The sequence below is a fragment of the Streptomyces sp. LHD-70 genome, from assembly GCF_031157275.1.
Taxonomy (GTDB): domain Bacteria; phylum Actinomycetota; class Actinomycetes; order Streptomycetales; family Streptomycetaceae; genus Streptomyces.
In genome coordinates this window covers 67,125-82,102 of sequence record NZ_JAVIFW010000008.1, presented here as the reverse complement: position 1 = coordinate 82,102, position 14,978 = coordinate 67,125, and the positions used below count along the sequence as shown (strand labels likewise).

Here is a 14,978-nt window from a genome sequence, read left to right as displayed (position 1 = left end):
CCCTTGCCGGTGTGTTGGATTCAGTTCGGACTCAGTGCAGAGCCGACCGTCCGACACGGGGGCAAGGGGGAAGCGGGATGGGCTTCTGGGGGTACTACGTCGTGGGGCACGGCGAGCGGCCGCTGGCGGAACTCGACGCGCTCGGCGGCGTACGCGAAGGGCTCGCGCTGCACGAACGGCGCGCCGACGACTGGCAGATCTGGGAGGCCTCCGTCCCCGACGTCGGGTCGATGGTGAAGCTCGCCGAGGACTCCGGGGAGCCCGCGCTCTTCGGGTTCGTGATGGACAGCGCGTGCGTGGCGGTCGAGGCGGCGGGGCCGCGGAGCGGGGCGTGGAACGCGTGCCTGGCGCGGGACGGGATGGCCTCGTTCCTCGCGGCCGAGGGCAAGGAACCGGACGATCTGTTCCTGCCGCCGCAGGACGCCGCGGAGCGGGCCGCGGCCTGGGCTGCGGAGGCGGGGCGGCAACCCGCGCCGGTGGCGGACCTGGTGAAGGTGTTGCAGGCGCCCGCCGATCCCTCCGCCGAGCTGCTGTTCTTCCGGTTCCTGGAACGGCTCGGGCTGCCCCGGCAGTGACTTCGGGCTGCCCCGGCGGTGGCTTCGGGCTGCCCCGGCAGTGACTTCGGGCTGACCCGGCGGTGGCTTCGGGCTGCCCGGGCAGTGACTTCGGCTGCCCCGACGGTGCCTTCGGCTGCCCCGACGGTGACGATTCGGCCACGGCGGTGACGCTTTCGGCCAGTGGAACGCAGTAACAGGAAGTGCAGCGTCCGCGACGGAAGGCGACCCCGATGAGCCTGGTGGAACTGATCGCTCAGGCCGACGACCGAAGTCTGGCCGCGGGCGGACTCGCCTGCCTGGACCGCTGCCTGCCGCTGCTCGGCGAGGCCGACGACGAGGTGCTTCGCCCGCTCTGGTCAAGCCTGGACGCGGGCGGCGCGGGCTGGGGCGAGGAACTGGCGCTGGTCCGCAAGGCGTACGGCACGGTGGGGGAGCCGTCCGACGAGGGCGCGGCCCTCGTGCACCGGATGCTGTCCGCCACCCCGGACCACTTCCCGTCCCCGGACCTGCGCGCCTGGGCCGACGCCTGCTCGGCGGCGTCCCTGCAGATCCACCGCCTCCTCGACGCGACGTCCCCGACCGACACGGACGGCCCGCTGACCTCCGGCGAACTCCGCCGCCAGACCCGCGTCCTGGACCTCCTCGCCACCCCCGGCGGCGGCCTGCGCCAGGCCCTGGTCGTCTCGACGGAGGGCCGCCGGGTGGTGCGGGCCGTGGTGTCGCGGCGGGCTCGGGTGCAGGGGTAGCCGACGCCGGCGGCCGCCTCAGGGGCGGTTCGGGCGGGTGGCGCGGTGGCGGGCGCGGCCGTGCAGGGTCAGGTAGAACGTCTGCAGCGATTCGGCGGGGCCGAGCTCGAAGCGGTTGCGCACCTTGGCCAGGTCCATGGCCTGCGCGGCCGGGGCGTGCGCGAGGCCCGCCGTGGCGAAGGCCAGGGCCGCGGCGAGCACCGCGCCCGAGCGGGCCGCGGTGCGTCTGAAGATACGGATCTTCATGGGCAAGTCCCCCCAGGAACAAGGCGCGTGGCGGCGCGCGGAACCACGCGACCCGAGGGGGCGAACCGGGGCAATTCCCGGAAGTGGCAATTCCCGGAAGTGTGGGCAAATCCCAGCAGAGTGCGGTGAGTTACGGCGCCGCGTGCACCGCGTCCCGGCACAGCAGGCGCAGCGACCCCTCGCCCTCGAAGGTGCGGCGGGCCTCGGCGATCGGGTCCCAGAGGGTGCCGTCCGGGGTGCGCAGCCCGTAGGAGTCGCCCGACTCCTCCCAGGCCGCGCCCAGTTCGCGGACCAGGACCTCGCCCGCGTACGCGCCGAATCCGCGCAGCGCCTGGGCGACCGCCTCGTACGGCGGGTCCTCGCGGCGGAGTTCGGCGATGACGCGGTCCACGCTCCACAGGCTCTGCGGGGTGTGGTCCAGGCGGAGGCGTGCGCCCTCGCGGAGCATCGAGACGGAGTCGGCGGCCCAGCGGGCGGGCTTCGCGGGCGTGGCGGCTGTTGCTTGCAGTGCAGTCACGTAGGGCTACTGCGCGCTGGAGGCGCAGATCATTACCCGGTTCGGGGCAGGTCCCCGGAACCCTCACAGACGCGTCGCACCGTGTTCGCCGAAGTTCGCCGAATCGACACGGGATCCGGCGGAGCGCGCCGAGTGACGGGCGGGGCGCGGGCGGCGCTGTACGGATGTGAAGCAGATACGTATGCGACGCCCCCTGCGTGCCGTCGCCACCGCAGTCGTCGCCCTCGCCTGTGTCGCGGGATGCTCCGCCGGGTCGAGCGAGCCGGACACCCCGGCCGCCTCGGCGACGAAGAGCTCCGCCACCCCCGTCCCGTCCGAGATCCGGCTCGCGGGCGCCCTCGCCACCAGGACCGACGTCCGCGGCTACCGCCTGGAGGACAACGACCAGCCCGCCGTACGCCCGAAGGCCGACCGGGAGGCGTGCCGGCCGCTCGCCGACATGACCGGCTCCGGCGTCACGCGCACCCCCGCGGCGAAGGCCTGGTCCAGCCGCTCCTACGGCTCGACGACGGAACGCGGCCTGGCCGTGACGACCAGCCTCTTCTCGTACGAGGGCGAGGGCGCCGCCACCACGATCGCCGCCGTCCGCATGGCCCTGAAGGACTGCGCCGACGGGTTCAGCACCTCGGGGAACAACGGCGGCGCGACCGTCGAGTACGTGGACGTGCGGACCGACGAGGCCCCGTCCGGCGGGGACGAGGCCGTCGCGTGGTCCATGACCGGCAAGGCGCAGGGCCAGCAGGTGCCGCTGCGGATGACCGCCGTGCGCCAGGGGAACGTGCTCGCGCTGTTCCTCGCGCTGCACCTGAGCGACCCGGAGCAGGCGGAGCTGCCGCAGGATCTGTACGACGCCCAGCTCAGGAAGCTGCGGCAGACGCTCGGGTCCTGAACGGCCCGGGCGCCTGCCGCAGTCGGTGCCTCAGTGCGTCGGCGTCAGCGTCCCGCCCAGGCGGGCGCCCGCCGGCGTGCCGAGCTGCGTCACGCCGTAGTACACGCCGCCCGACGTCGACACGCCCTTGCTGCCGCTGTCCAGCTGCAGGACCGTGCCGTTGCCCGCGTCCTCGCCGTCCACGCCGATGGCGAGGTCCGCGCGGCCGTAGCCGGACAGGTCGTGCAGGACGACGGCGGAGCCGAGCCGGTCGCCCGCCTCGGTGGCGCCGGTGATGCCCGACGTGTCCTGCGTGTACGCGACGGCGCCGGTGCCGCTGAGCCCGGTCGAGGTGCCCCGGATGAGCAGGCTGGTGCCCGCGTCCTTGCGGGCCGTGCCGTCGCGCGTGATGTCCTCGCGGGGCGCGCCCGCGAGGACGTCCGCGTACCCGTCCGCGTTCACGTCGCCCGCCGACACCGACCAGCCCAGCGCGTCGCCCGCCTCGGCGGCGCCCGGGACGCCCGAGGTGGCCTGGTGGATCGTGCGCGCCCCGGTCGTGGTGAGGCCGGTGGACGTGCCGAGGACCATGGTCAGCTGGCCGCCCGCGTACGCGCCGGACTCCGCCGTGTACGCCTGGCCGATCACGAGGTCGTCGTAGCCGTTGCCGTTGAAGTCGCCGGCCGCGAGGGAGCGGCCGCCCTTCACGGAGAGCGTGCCGGCCTTGGTCAGGCCCGCGCTGCCGCCCTTGAACCAGACGACGCGGCCGGTGCCGGACTGGTCGCGGTAGTTCAGCGCGACGTCCGCGTACCCGTCGCGGTTGAAGTCGCCGGACGTGGCGGCCGCGTACGCGAGGGCGCCCGTGCCGGTCGTCAGGGCGCCGCCCGGGCCGGAGCCGGTCGCGGTGCCGGTGTCCGTTCCGGTGCGGGACTGCCAGAAGCCGCCGGTGCCGGTGGCGGCCGCGAACACGTCGGCCTTGCCGTCCGCGTCGAAGTCGCCGACGGTGACCGCCGAGCCGAGCTTCGCGCCGGTCGGGGCGGCGCCCGCGGCGGTGGTGAAGGACGTGCCGGTGTTCAGGGCCGGGCCGTACAGGACCGTGACCGCGCCCCGGTCGGCGTGGCCGCTGGTGTCGTCCTCGCCGGGCGCGCCGATCGCCAGGTCCGCCCAGCCGTCGCCGTTGATGTCGCCCCAGGCCGTGGCCGAGCCGAAGCCGTCGCCGGACTCGGAGGCGCCGGGGACGCCGGGGCTCGACTGGGTGAGGGTGTTCTTCGCGGTGGCCACCGGGCCGTCGAGGCCGCCGGGTACGACGGTCAGCGTGCCGGCGTCGCCGGACGCGCGGGGCGTGCCCGCGACCAGGTCGGCGATGCCGTCCCGGTTGACGTCGGCGGTGGGCACGGCGGAGTCGCGGCCCGCGCTCCCCGCGTACCGGCGGATCTCACTGAGCTTGGGGTAGAGCGCCTTGCCGGGGCACACGGTGGCGAAGCCGTCCCGGTGCCCGGAGATCACGTCGAACTCCTTGCGCACGCCGTTGTACTCGGTGCCGTCTGACTTGGTGAGGATCTGCTGCAGCGTCACCTTGCCGTTCGGGTCGCCGCCGTACTGGCCGAGCTTCCAGGCCGCGACGCGGGACGCCGACTCCAGGGCGGCGCGCGTGGGGCGGCCGGCCGGGCTGGTCGAGGTGCCCTCGAAGTCGCCGAGGAACGCGATGCCCGTCGAGTACGAGTTGTAGCCGTAGGTGTGCGCGGCCTTGACCGGCAGGTCGACGCCGCCGCCGCGGCCCTCGAATATCTGGCCGCACTTGTCGACCAGGAAGTTGTAGCCGAGGTCGTTCCAGCCCTCGACGTCCACGTGGTACGCCATGATCCCGCGCACCAGCGAAGGGGACTCGGCGCAGCTGTAGTTGTTCGCGCCGACCGTGTGGTGGACGAACACCGCCTGGACCTTGTCGATGTACTCGACCGGGTCCTTCACCTTCGACTCGTCGGCGCCCCACGCGGCCCGCTCGATGATCGGCGGACGCTCGACCGTGGACGGCGGCGCCGGGGGCTTCGTGGGGGTGGGGTCCGGGGAGGCGGTGGGCTCTGCCGTCGGCTCGCCGGTGGGGTCCGGGGTGGGGGCGGACGTCGTGGGTTCGGGCGCCGGGTCCGTGGGGGCCGGGTCCGTGGGCGTCGGCTCGGTGGGGGCCGGGTCGGTGGGCGTCGGCTCCTCGGTGGCGGCGGGCAGCGCGTACGCCGCCGTGCTCATCGCCTCCGTGTCCAGGGCCGGATTCTTCGCTTCCTTCGCGGTCACGCCCGGGTCGACGAGGTTGACCTCAAGTCCCTTGGGCAGCCCGGCCGTCGAGGTGCCGTCCGCTGCGACGACGCGTACCTCGACGCCGTCCGAGGGGCCGACCCACAGCGGCTCGGACGCGCCCCGCATGCCGGGCTCCACGTCCTCCTGCACATGCGGGTCGAGGCCGAGCGGCTGCCACGGCGACCAAGTGCCGCTCTCCACCGACCGGGTGCGCACCTGCGCGCTGCCCTCGACCGTCTTGCGCGGGCCCTGCCAGGAGACGCCGAGCAGCGAGAACGGCTCGGTCGCGGTGCGCGGCAGCTCCCGCTTGCCGGCGCCCGCCGAGCGCAGCGCGATGTCGTGCACCTCGACCGGCCGCTTGGCGCGCGCCGGATCGTCGGTCTCCGCGTCCGGCCCCGCCATGGCGTACGTGGCGACGCCGGTGCCGCCGACGACGACCGCGCCGAGGGTCACCCAGACCCGTCGCCGCAGCGGCATGGGTCTGTAGCGTCTTGTACCTTTCGGGCTCAAATGCCCCACCCCTCAGGGAAGTTCTGTGTGTGACGAGCAAGTACGACCCTCCGGAGCGGGCTTTGGTTGTACGTCCGGCAGAACGAATTTTCGGGTGACATTTCTGGGCGGGGCGACGCTGCTATTGGCCGCACTCGTTCCGGCGAACGGGGCCGTACGGGGTGAAATGGGGCGGTGTGCGGCCAGGGCGGTGTGTCCGGCGTTCACAACTGGCCGCAAAGGTCGGCCGGTTGATCGTGTCGACGTGGACGCTGGTGAGATGTGCCTCCGCGCTTCCCGCGAGTCGATCGGGATCCGCTTCCGCCTGGCGGACTCGGGGCCCGACCCCGCGCTGGCGCGTGCGATGCGGGACGAGGTGTCCGGCGCGGTCGGAGTGTCCGGCGCGTACGACCCGCCGAGAGGCGAGGAGGACGCCGGCCGGCTCACCGTCGAGGGCGTGCACGGCAAGGTCGATTGGCTGGTCGGGACGTTCGACGCGTTCCTGGAGTACGTCGAAGAACGGGCCCGGAAGCGGGACGGCCGGCGGATCGTGGCAGAGAAAACGATCAGCTCGGACGTCGGCGAAATGATGACCTGCCGGCTGCTGGAGGCGGACCGCCCCGGCCCCGACAAGGTGTCCGTGTGGCGTTCCTGCGCGTGGGCCGACGCGGGCGCCGTGGCCCAGGTCACGTGGGGTGTCCCGCCTTCGGAGGCGTCCGACGTGGACGAGTGGGACCTGGAGGCTTTCGCCGCCGAGACAGCAGACGTCCGGGATGCCGTACAGCAGGACGCGGAACCTTAAGGCAGCGGCCCTGACCAGGCCCAAAAAAGAACCGCCAGCGATCGGCCGGGGCCGCCACCCCCCACAGGAGAGGCCCCGGCCGTCGCACGGCACGGGCCGCACAGGCCCGTACTCTCTTCAGCGCCACCGTTGGGTTTTCTGTCACACCGCTCTGTGTCACCCGGCGGTTGCACGTTGTGCAGACATGGACGTGGGGGCCATTCACGCCGTAGCGTCTTGTTCCTGCTGGCTGCGAAATGGGCAGGATGAGGGAGTTGTTGGGGGACGACGCGGAGCTGACCGCCGCGGTGCTTGCGGCACAGAACGGTGACGAGACCGCGTTCCGTACTGTGTACCGCGCCGTGCACCCACGGCTGCTCGGATACATACGCACGCTCGTGGGCGAGCCCGACGCCGAGGACGTGGCGTCGGAGGCGTGGCTGCAGATCGCCCGCGACCTCGACCGGTTCGAGGGCGACGCCGACCGCTTCCGCGGCTGGGCCGCGCGGATCGCCCGCAACCGCGCCCTCGACCACATCCGGATGCGCGGCCGCCGCCCGGCCATCGGCGGGGACGAGACGGAACTCACCGGGAAGGCCGCCGAGGCGGACACCGCGGGCGAGGCCATGGAGGCGCTCGCCACCGGGGACACCCTCGCCCTGATATCGCAGTTGCCGCAGGACCAGGCCGAGGCCGTGGTGCTCCGCGTCGTCGTCGGCCTCGACGCGAAGAGCGCCGCGCAGACCCTCGGCAAACGCCCCGGTGCCGTGCGCACCGCCGCGCACCGGGGTCTGAAGAAGCTCGCCGAACTGCTCGGCGCCGACGCCGCCGACGGCCTCGGCGCGGTGCCCCCGCAACCCGGCCGAGGCCGCGCCGGACAGGCGCCCAAATTTCCGGCGGGTGTGACGGATTCGCGTTCGCGGACGCAGAAGGACATGTGATGGCCGACGAGCAGTACCACTGGCTTGATGGGGACGCGGCGGAGCGTTTGCTCCGCGGCGAGCCCCTCGACGCCGTCGACGATCACGCCCGTGTCCAGGCGGAACGTCTCTCCGCCGTGCTCGGCGACGCCCGCCGCGCACACCCCTCCCAGCAGCCGGAAGGCGCCCGCGGGCCGCATCCCCACGACGGTGAACTGCCCGGCGAGGCCGCCGCGCTGGCGGCTTTCCGGGACGCGCGCGGCGCGTATGCCACGCGTGTAGACGACGCCCCCGGCGCCTGGGTCCTCGGCGGCCGTCCCGGTCCCGGCGACACCGCCGGAGTGCTCGGTGACAGCGGTGCCGTACGCATGGGCACAGGCGACGGGAAGCCGCGTACGCGCTGGGGAAGACCCCTGCGCTACGGCCTCGCCGCGGCGCTGGCAGCCTGCACCCTCGGCGGGGTCGCGATGGCCGGCGCCGGTGTCATCCCCATGCCCTTCGACCGCGGCCCCGAACCGGGCCCCGGCGCCTCCGTCTCCGCGGCACCCTCCGACGCCGACCCGCTGGTGTCACCCTCGCCCAGCACCTCCGCGTCGGACCCCGACGGCGGGCACTCCGGTTCCGCGACGCCGGACGGCGCGACCGAGGGCGCTCCGGGCTCCGGGCACCCCTCGCACGGCGGCGCCTCGTCCGACCCGGGCGGCACCGCGCCGAAGCCCACCGACTCGGCCCTCCCGAAGGACGAACAGGCCCGGTGGTACGCACGCGTGGTCACCGGCTGCCGCGACTATCTCGCCGGCAAGCCGATGGACGCGGAGAAGAAGCGCCGTATCGAGGAGTCCGCGGGCGGGCCCGAAGGCGTACGGAAGTTCTGCCGGAAGGTCCTCTCCGACGACGGCGGCAGCACTGACCAGCGCAGCGGCGACTCCGGCGAGGACGGCGGCGGCAACGGGGACAGCGGTGCGGACCGCGGCTCCGAGGACGGCGGCGACGGCGCGGACGGCGGCAACCGGCACGAGGGCAACGGCGGCACCGGGGCGATCGTCTCGCCCAGCTCGGCCGCGCCCACGTCCACCGCACCCACCTCGGCCACTCCCACGGTGAGTGCCACGACCAAGGCGGCCACGGACTCGGTCTCCACGGCCGGTGCCGACGGCACCGGAAATCCGTGACCTCACCGTGATCACCCGGGTGTGACAGTTTTCGGCAAGGTGGCGCAGTAAGAAGTGAGCCGACTGGTCATCGGCCGCGCGCGAGCCGGGGTTCCCCCCGTACCCCACGGCTCCAGCGCAATTGGCGGGGGTGGGACACGTTCCCCCGGTCCCACCTCCGCCCCTCCTCTTCCCGGCCCTGGCCGCCCGGCCTCCGCCCGGTCGGAAGCCTCACCAGTGGACGACGACCTTGTCGCCCTTGCGGACCTGCGCGAAGAGTGCGGCGATCTTCTTCTCGTCCCGGACGTTCACGCAGCCGTGCGAGGCGCCCGCGTAGCCGCGCGCCGCGAAGTCCGCGAGCAGCGCGGCCACCGCGAGCGCCACCCCGCACCCCATCCCCGCCCGCGCACGTCTCCCGTTCGTACGACGCATCCCGTCCCCCCTGCTGTCGTGTCCCCTTTGGGAGGGTTCCCGCGCATGATGGGGAGCGAACCGTCACGTCCGTACGAGAGGGACAGCAGATGGCGCGCGAGTCCGAGTCGGGTCTGCCCATCGAGCCGGTCTACGGCCCCGAGTCGCTCGCGGGTTGGGATCCCGCGGGGCAGCTGGGCGAGCCCGGCGCGTATCCGTTCACGCGGGGCGTGTACCCGGCGATGTACACCCGGCGGCCCTGGACGATGCGGCAGTACGCCGGTTTCGGCACCGCCGCCGAGTCCAACGCCCGCTACCGGCAGCTGATCGAGCACGGCACGACCGGGCTCTCCGTCGCCTTCGACCTGCCCACCCAGATGGGCCACGACAGCGACGCCCCGCTCGCGGCGGGCGAGGTCGGCAAGGTCGGCGTGGCCGTCGACTCGCTCGACGACATGCGGACCCTCTTCGACGGCATCCCCCTCGACCGCGTCTCCACGTCGATGACGATCAACGCCCCGGCCGCGCTGCTGCTCCTGCTCTACCAGCTCGTCGCGGAGGAACAGGGCGTATCCGCCGCGCAGTTGACGGGCACGGTCCAGAACGACGTGCTCAAGGAGTACATCGCGCGCGGCACGTACATCTTCCCGCCCGCGCCCTCGCTGCGGCTCACCTCGGACCTGTTCCGGTACTGCGGGGCCGAGCTGCCGAAGTGGAACACCATCTCGATCTCCGGCTACCACATGGCGGAGGCCGGGGCCTCGCCCGCGCAGGAGATCGCGTTCACGCTCGCCGACGGCATCGCGTACGTGCGCACGGCGCTCGCCGCGGGCATGGACGTGGACGCCTTCGCGCCGCGCCTGTCGTTCTTCTTCGTGGCCCGTACGACGCTCCTCGAAGAGGTCGCCAAGTTCCGGGCCGCGCGCCGGATGTGGGCCCGGGTGATGCGCGAGGAGTTCGGGGCGCGCGAGCCCAAGTCGCTGATGCTGCGCTTCCACACGCAGACCGCCGGGGTGCAGCTGACCGCGCAGCAGCCCGAGGTGAACCTGGTGCGGGTCGCCGTCCAGGGCCTCGGCGCGGTCCTCGGCGGCACCCAGTCACTGCACACCAACGCCTTCGACGAGGCCCTCGCCCTGCCCACCGACCGCTCCGCCCGGCTCGCCCTGCGCACCCAGCAGGTCCTCGCGTACGAGACCGACGTGACGGCGACCGTCGACCCGTTCGCGGGCTCGTACGTGGTGGAGCGGATGACGGACGAGGTGGAGGCGGCGGCGCTGCACCTCATGGAGCGGGTCGAGGAGTTGGGCGGTGCGGTCGCCGCGATCGAGCAGGGCTTCCAGAAGGGCGAGATCGAGCGGAACGCGTACCGCATCGCGCGGGAGACGGAGGCGGGGGAGCGCGTGGTGGTCGGCGTCAACCGCTTCGTGTCCGACGCGGAGGAGCGCTACGAGCCGCTGCGGGTCGACCCGGCCCTCGAGGACCGGCAGGTGCGCCGGCTCGCCGAACTGCGCGCCTCCCGGGACGGGGCGGCGGTCGACTCGGCCCTCGCGGCGCTGCGGGAGGCGGCGGCGGGGGACGCGAACACCCTGTACCCGATGAAGGAGGCGCTCCGGGCGCGGGCCACCGTCGGCGAGGTGTGCGGGGCGCTGCGGGAGGTGTGGGGGGCCTACGAGCCGACGGAGCGGTTCTGACCGGCGCCTGCCGCCGGTGCGCGCCGTCCGCTATCCGGAATGCGCTGTCCCGCGCGCCGGGCGCCGTGCGAGACTCCGCGCATGTTCGGCGTCATAGACCTCCCCACGTACCTCGCGGGCCTGGCCCTGATCATTCTGCTGCCCGGCCCGAACTCCCTGTACGTCCTCTCGGTGGCCGCCCGTCGCGGCGTACGCACCGGGTACCGGGCGGCGGCCGGCGTCTGGGGCGGGGACACGGTCCTGATGACGCTCTCCGCCGCCGGTGTCGCCTCGCTGCTCCAGGCCAACGCGCTGCTGTTCGGCATCGTGAAGTACGCGGGCGCGGGCTATCTGACCTGGATGGCGGTCGGCATGCTGCGCGCCGCCTGGTCGATGTGGAAGAGCCGGCGCGAGGAGCGGGCCGGGGACGAGGAGCGGGCCGAGGGCTCCGACGAGCGGCCGTTCCGCCGGGCCTTCGTGATCAGCCTGCTCAACCCGAAGGCGATCCTGTTCTTCATCGCCTTCTTCGTGCAGTTCGTCGACCCGAGCTACGCCTACCCGGCGCTCTCCTTCGTCGTACTCGGCGCCTTCGCCCAGCTCGCCTCGGTCCTGTACCTCTCGGCCCTGATCTTCAGCGGCACGAAGCTCGCCAACGCCTTCCGCCGCCGCAAGCGCCTCTCGGCAACGGCCACTTCGGCGGCGGGCGCCCTGTTCCTGGGCTTCGCGGCGAAGCTGTCGCTGGCCGGCTCGGGCTGATCCGGCGCGCTCAGCGCCCGGTCAGCTTCCTCCGTATCAACGGCGTGGCCCACTCCTCCACGTACCGGTTCAGCAGCCGCGCAAGCACCAGCATCGCCAGGATCGTCAGGCCGAACGTCGCCCAGGACGGCAGGCCGAGGCCGCGGTGCAAGGCGGCGACCGAGACCCAGCCGAGGTGTTCGTGGACCAGGTAGAAGGGGTACGTGAGGGCGCCCGCCGTGGTCAGCCAGCGCCAGTCGACGCGGTTCAGCCAGCCGAGGGCGATCGCCGCGACGGCGACGTATCCGAGGGTGACGACCGAGATGATCGCGAGCGACGAGCGGTACGAGAAGAACTCCGGGTTCGGCGCGTGCCACAGCCGGTCCACCGCGTAGTGCTGGCCGATCAGCCAGCTCACGCCGACGATGCCCCAGGCCGTGATGTCCTTCCGGTCCCGGTGCACCAGGTACAGGCCGATGCCGCCGATGAAGAACGGGGCGTACTCCGGCATCAGGACCAGGTCGAGCAACGGCCAGTTCGCCGCCTCCGCGATGGCCGCCGCGAGCGTCCAGACCGCGCAGAACAGCACCACCCGCTGCCGGTTCGCGCCCGGCAGGACCACGCACAGCGCGAACAGGGCGTAGAAGCGCAGCTCCGCCCAGAGCGTCCAGCACACCCCGAGCACCCGGTCCACGCCGAGCGGCTGCTGCAGCATCGTCAGGTTCACCAGGGCGTCGCTGGGCGAGACCGCCGCGTACGTCACCGGGGGCAGCGCGAAGACCGCCGTCACCAGGACGATCGCCACCCAGTACGAGGGGAAGAGGCGCGAGACCCGGGACGCGAAGAAGGAGCGCAGGGGCCTGCCCCAGCCGCTCATGCAGATCACGAAGCCGCTGATCACGAAGAAGATCTGCACACCGAGACAGCCGTACGCGAACCACTCGTGCGCCGTCGGGAACTGGACCGAGGGCGAGCTGCCCCAGGCCTCGCCGATCTCGCCGTCCCGGCCGCCGTAGTGGTACGCGGCGACCATCAGGGCGGCGATGAGCCGGAGGCCGTCGAGGGCGCGCAGGCGCGGGACGCGGCGGGCGGTCCTGGCCGGCCGCGGGACGCGGCGGGCGGTCCTGGCCGGGGGCGTTGCGACAACAGGGGCGGGTGTGGGCAGGACCGACGACGGCGCGCTCATCCGAGAGCTGCCCGCTTGACGACCCTGGCCCGGCGGGCCACGCGCCGCACCGTCGCATTGCGCGGGATGAAGCCCAGCTGGCTGGGGACCGCACCCGGCAGGGCGAGCGCGGTGAGCCGGCGGCGCTTGAAGTAGCGCCAGGTGTGCGCGTTCAGGCGGTCCGAGAGGTAGCTCTCGGCGGCCGGGCGCAGCGCCGGGTAGATCTGCGGCTGCATCGCGAAGCCGACGGCCTTGACCAGCCCCTCCAGGTCCGGGGTCTCCTGGTGCTGGGCCTCGACCGCCGCCCGGTCGGTCAGCTCGGGCACCGTCGCGTCGACGATCGTGACCGGCACCCGGTTGCTGTTCTGGTACGGGCTGAGCCGCTCCAGGAGCACCTCCGTGCCGATCCGCGCGACCGGCAGGCCGTACAGCGCGGACGCGGTGAGCAGGGCCGTGGAGAAGCAGCCGACGACGAGGGCGGGCCGCAGCCGCTGGTAGAGCACCTCGGCGAGGACCGGCTCGTCCAGGACGGTCAGCCGGGCGCCGAGCCGCTCCGCCTCCGCCTCCAGATGGCGCGACCAGCGGACCGGGGCGCTCGGGTGCGGCTTGAACACCACGTGCTCGTGGCCGAGTTCGAGGGCGCCCTTGAGCATGCGGACGTGCAGCCGCTCCTCCTCCTCGGCGGTGAGGATGTCGAGCGCCGAGAGGTACTGGCCGAGCAGCAGCGCCGGTTGACCGGACGGCAGCTCCAAGTCGCCCTGGCTGTCGTCGAGTTCACCGAGCACCTTGGTGAAGGTGTCGGTCGGCACGATCTCCGGCTCGACCCCGAACTCCGTGAGCAGCAGCGGCTTCAGACCCGGTACGAGGTCCAGGTGCAGCAGCCGGTCGATGCGGGTGCCGACCAGCGGGTCCAGCTTGTTGCGGGTGGGCCCGTAGCTCATCAGGCCGTCCGCGTACACGTCCACGGGGGCGCCGGTGAAGACCTGGGTGAGCGCGAGGGCCGGGTTGACCTGGATCGACTCGACGGCCAGCTGGATATCGTCGTCGCCGAGGTCCCACAGCATCCGCAGATACCGCTCCCACAGCGGGATGTCGTCGCCGCGCGGCGACCAGCCCCCGGGGTGGAACGGGGAGATGGCCTCGTTCCAGGAGAGCACCCCGTCGAAGCGGCCGCGCAGCTGCTCGAAGCCGGGCATCGTGTCGAGGGACGGGGCGGTCTCCGGGTTGGCCGCGTTGTTGCTGATCAGCAGCAGGCGCCGGGAAGCGGCCGGGAAGCAGTCCGCGTCCAGGGCGGCGGCCAGGGTGGCCGTCCCGTACAGCGTGGAGGCGAAGAAGATCTGGGTGGTCCTGCGGCCCCCCGTCGACGTGTGCGAGGTCATCACGCGGCCACCTCCGCCGAGACCGGACGGCGGCGCAGCCGGCGCAGCCGGGTCGCGCGCTTCACGTCCATGGAGTCGAGGGCGTCGTCGAGTACGTCCTGCGGCATGCGCTTCAGTGCCGCGGCGCTCAGCGAGCGCAGCTTTCGGGCCACGGGAGGTTCAAACCTTTCGATGGATCCCAGGTGGTGGGAAATGATCGCGCAGTACGTCCGCACCGCTTTCGGCAGCAATTCGGCCGCGTCCCGGTCAGCGGCGGTTTCCCGTACCACCTGGTCGAACGCCCGAATGAAATCGAGCTGGCGCACATCCCCGATCTGGGTCAGCGAAGAAGCCACCCCGCGCCGGTAGTAGACGCCCAGATGCCCGAGAACGGCCATGGATTCGGCCTCGCGGTGCAGGCGCCAGATCCACGGCCGGTCCTCGGCCGTGCGCAGTCCGTCGGTGAAGTGCAGGAGGCCCTTGTCGACAAGCCGGCGGTGGTACATCCCGGCCCAGGCGAACGCGTAGTCCACCGACGTGGACCGGTCCGCGGGCAGGATGATCGAGCGCGGGTCGAGGACCACGCCGCGCCGTCCGTGCGGCACCCGGTGGACGCTGCGCGCCCGCGCGGTGCACTGCACATGGTCGGTGCGCACGAAGTCGCAGCCCAACTCCTCCATGGACGCGAGGAGTTGCGGGTAGTACCCGGGCGCGAGCCAGTCGTCGCCGTCCAGGAACGTGAGGTACTCGCCCTCGGCCGCGTCGAGGCCGGTGTTCCGCGCCGTGGCCAGACCGCCGTTCACCTCGTGTCGGACATATCGGACCCGGGCGACGTCGGAGAGCTCGCGCTCGGCCCGCCGCAGGATCTCCGGCGTCTCGTCGCGCGAACAGTCGTCGACGAGAATGAATTCGAAGTCGGCACGCGCGTTGTCCCGCAGCGATCTCAGGGTGTCGGGCGCGTATTGCTGCACGTTGTAGAACGGCACGATGACGGAGAGCTTAACCACGCAGGGGACGTTAGGTTGCCGAGCGCCATTCGTCTCGACCGTAAGTGGGCCGGTAGGTGAACGAAGCG

Annotated in this window: 14 protein-coding genes and 1 pseudogene; 8 read left to right on the top strand and 7 right to left on the bottom strand. The window is 72.8% G+C overall.

The features are described from left to right. Positions 1-77 precede the first annotated feature (77 nt). Positions 78-575: a hypothetical protein gene (locus RCO28_RS17175; RefSeq protein WP_308942014.1), complete on the top strand. Its 498-nt coding sequence runs from the start codon at positions 78-80 to the stop codon at positions 573-575. 212 nt (positions 576-787) lie between these two features. Further along, positions 788-1,303, top strand: a complete 516-nt coding sequence (locus tag RCO28_RS17170) for a hypothetical protein (protein WP_308942013.1) — start codon at positions 788-790, stop codon at positions 1,301-1,303. Between the two features lie 18 nt (positions 1,304-1,321). Here the strand turns inward: RCO28_RS17170 and RCO28_RS17165 are convergent, their stop codons facing one another. Further along, the gene (locus RCO28_RS17165) at positions 1,322-1,549 is read right to left on the bottom strand and encodes a hypothetical protein (RefSeq protein WP_308942012.1); all 228 of its coding nucleotides are present in this window, start codon (positions 1,547-1,549) and stop codon (positions 1,322-1,324) included. Between the two features lie 130 nt (positions 1,550-1,679). After that, a complete protein-coding gene (locus tag RCO28_RS17160) occupies positions 1,680-1,997 on the bottom strand; it encodes a hypothetical protein (RefSeq protein ID WP_308942261.1) in 318 nt (105 codons plus the stop codon). Between the two features lie 250 nt (positions 1,998-2,247). On the opposite strand from RCO28_RS17160, the gene RCO28_RS17155 reads away from it, so the two are divergent. Beyond that, positions 2,248-2,955 (top strand): hypothetical protein, encoded by a 708-nt coding sequence (locus RCO28_RS17155; RefSeq protein ID WP_308942011.1) that lies wholly within the window; start codon positions 2,248-2,250, stop codon positions 2,953-2,955. A 30-nt stretch (positions 2,956-2,985) separates the two neighbouring features. On the opposite strand, the gene RCO28_RS17150 is transcribed toward RCO28_RS17155, so the two are convergent. After that, positions 2,986-5,700 carry an FG-GAP-like repeat-containing protein gene (locus RCO28_RS17150; protein WP_308942010.1) on the bottom strand — a complete coding sequence of 905 codons (2,715 nt, stop codon included), beginning with the start codon at positions 5,698-5,700 and terminating at the stop codon, positions 2,986-2,988. A 277-nt stretch (positions 5,701-5,977) separates the two neighbouring features. Between RCO28_RS17150 and RCO28_RS17145 the strand changes: the two genes are divergently transcribed. The 3 genes from RCO28_RS17145 (at position 5,978) to RCO28_RS17135 (ending at position 8,585) form a co-directional block, all read left to right on the top strand. After that, the gene (locus RCO28_RS17145; protein WP_308942009.1) at positions 5,978-6,514 is read left to right on the top strand and encodes a hypothetical protein; all 537 of its coding nucleotides are present in this window, start codon (positions 5,978-5,980) and stop codon (positions 6,512-6,514) included. A 254-nt stretch (positions 6,515-6,768) separates the two neighbouring features. Then, the gene (locus RCO28_RS17140; RefSeq protein WP_308942260.1) at positions 6,769-7,434 is read left to right on the top strand and encodes an RNA polymerase sigma factor; all 666 of its coding nucleotides are present in this window, start codon (positions 6,769-6,771) and stop codon (positions 7,432-7,434) included. Next, positions 7,434-8,585, top strand: a complete 1,152-nt coding sequence (locus tag RCO28_RS17135) for a hypothetical protein (protein ID WP_308942008.1) — start codon at positions 7,434-7,436, stop codon at positions 8,583-8,585. Before RCO28_RS17140 ends, RCO28_RS17135 begins: the two co-directional genes overlap by 1 nt. A gap of 210 nt (positions 8,586-8,795) precedes the next feature. On the opposite strand, the pseudogene RCO28_RS17130 reads toward RCO28_RS17135, so the two are convergent. Beyond that, positions 8,796-8,921 (bottom strand): annotated as a pseudogene (locus tag RCO28_RS17130) (L,D-transpeptidase); the annotation flags it as partial. A gap of 164 nt (positions 8,922-9,085) precedes the next feature. On the opposite strand from RCO28_RS17130, the gene RCO28_RS17125 reads away from it, so the two are divergent. After that, positions 9,086-10,666 (top strand): methylmalonyl-CoA mutase family protein, encoded by a 1,581-nt coding sequence (locus tag RCO28_RS17125; protein ID WP_308942007.1) that lies wholly within the window; start codon positions 9,086-9,088, stop codon positions 10,664-10,666. An 81-nt stretch (positions 10,667-10,747) separates the two neighbouring features. After that, positions 10,748-11,401 (top strand): leucine efflux protein LeuE, encoded by a 654-nt coding sequence (leuE, locus tag RCO28_RS17120; RefSeq protein ID WP_308942006.1) that lies wholly within the window; start codon positions 10,748-10,750, stop codon positions 11,399-11,401. A 10-nt stretch (positions 11,402-11,411) separates the two neighbouring features. On the opposite strand, the gene RCO28_RS17115 is transcribed toward leuE, so the two are convergent. From RCO28_RS17115 to RCO28_RS17105, 3 genes are read right to left on the bottom strand one after another with little or no spacing between them, the layout of a single operon-like run. Further along, a complete protein-coding gene (locus RCO28_RS17115) occupies positions 11,412-12,566 on the bottom strand; it encodes an acyltransferase (RefSeq protein ID WP_308942005.1) in 1,155 nt (384 codons plus the stop codon). Then, the gene (locus tag RCO28_RS17110) at positions 12,563-13,924 is read right to left on the bottom strand and encodes a polysialyltransferase family glycosyltransferase (protein WP_308942004.1); all 1,362 of its coding nucleotides are present in this window, start codon (positions 13,922-13,924) and stop codon (positions 12,563-12,565) included. The genes RCO28_RS17115 and RCO28_RS17110 overlap by 4 nt, the downstream gene beginning before the upstream one ends. Continuing rightward, the gene (locus tag RCO28_RS17105; protein ID WP_308942003.1) at positions 13,924-14,910 is read right to left on the bottom strand and encodes a glycosyltransferase family 2 protein; all 987 of its coding nucleotides are present in this window, start codon (positions 14,908-14,910) and stop codon (positions 13,924-13,926) included. The genes RCO28_RS17110 and RCO28_RS17105 overlap by 1 nt, the downstream gene beginning before the upstream one ends. Positions 14,911-14,978 lie beyond the last annotated feature (68 nt).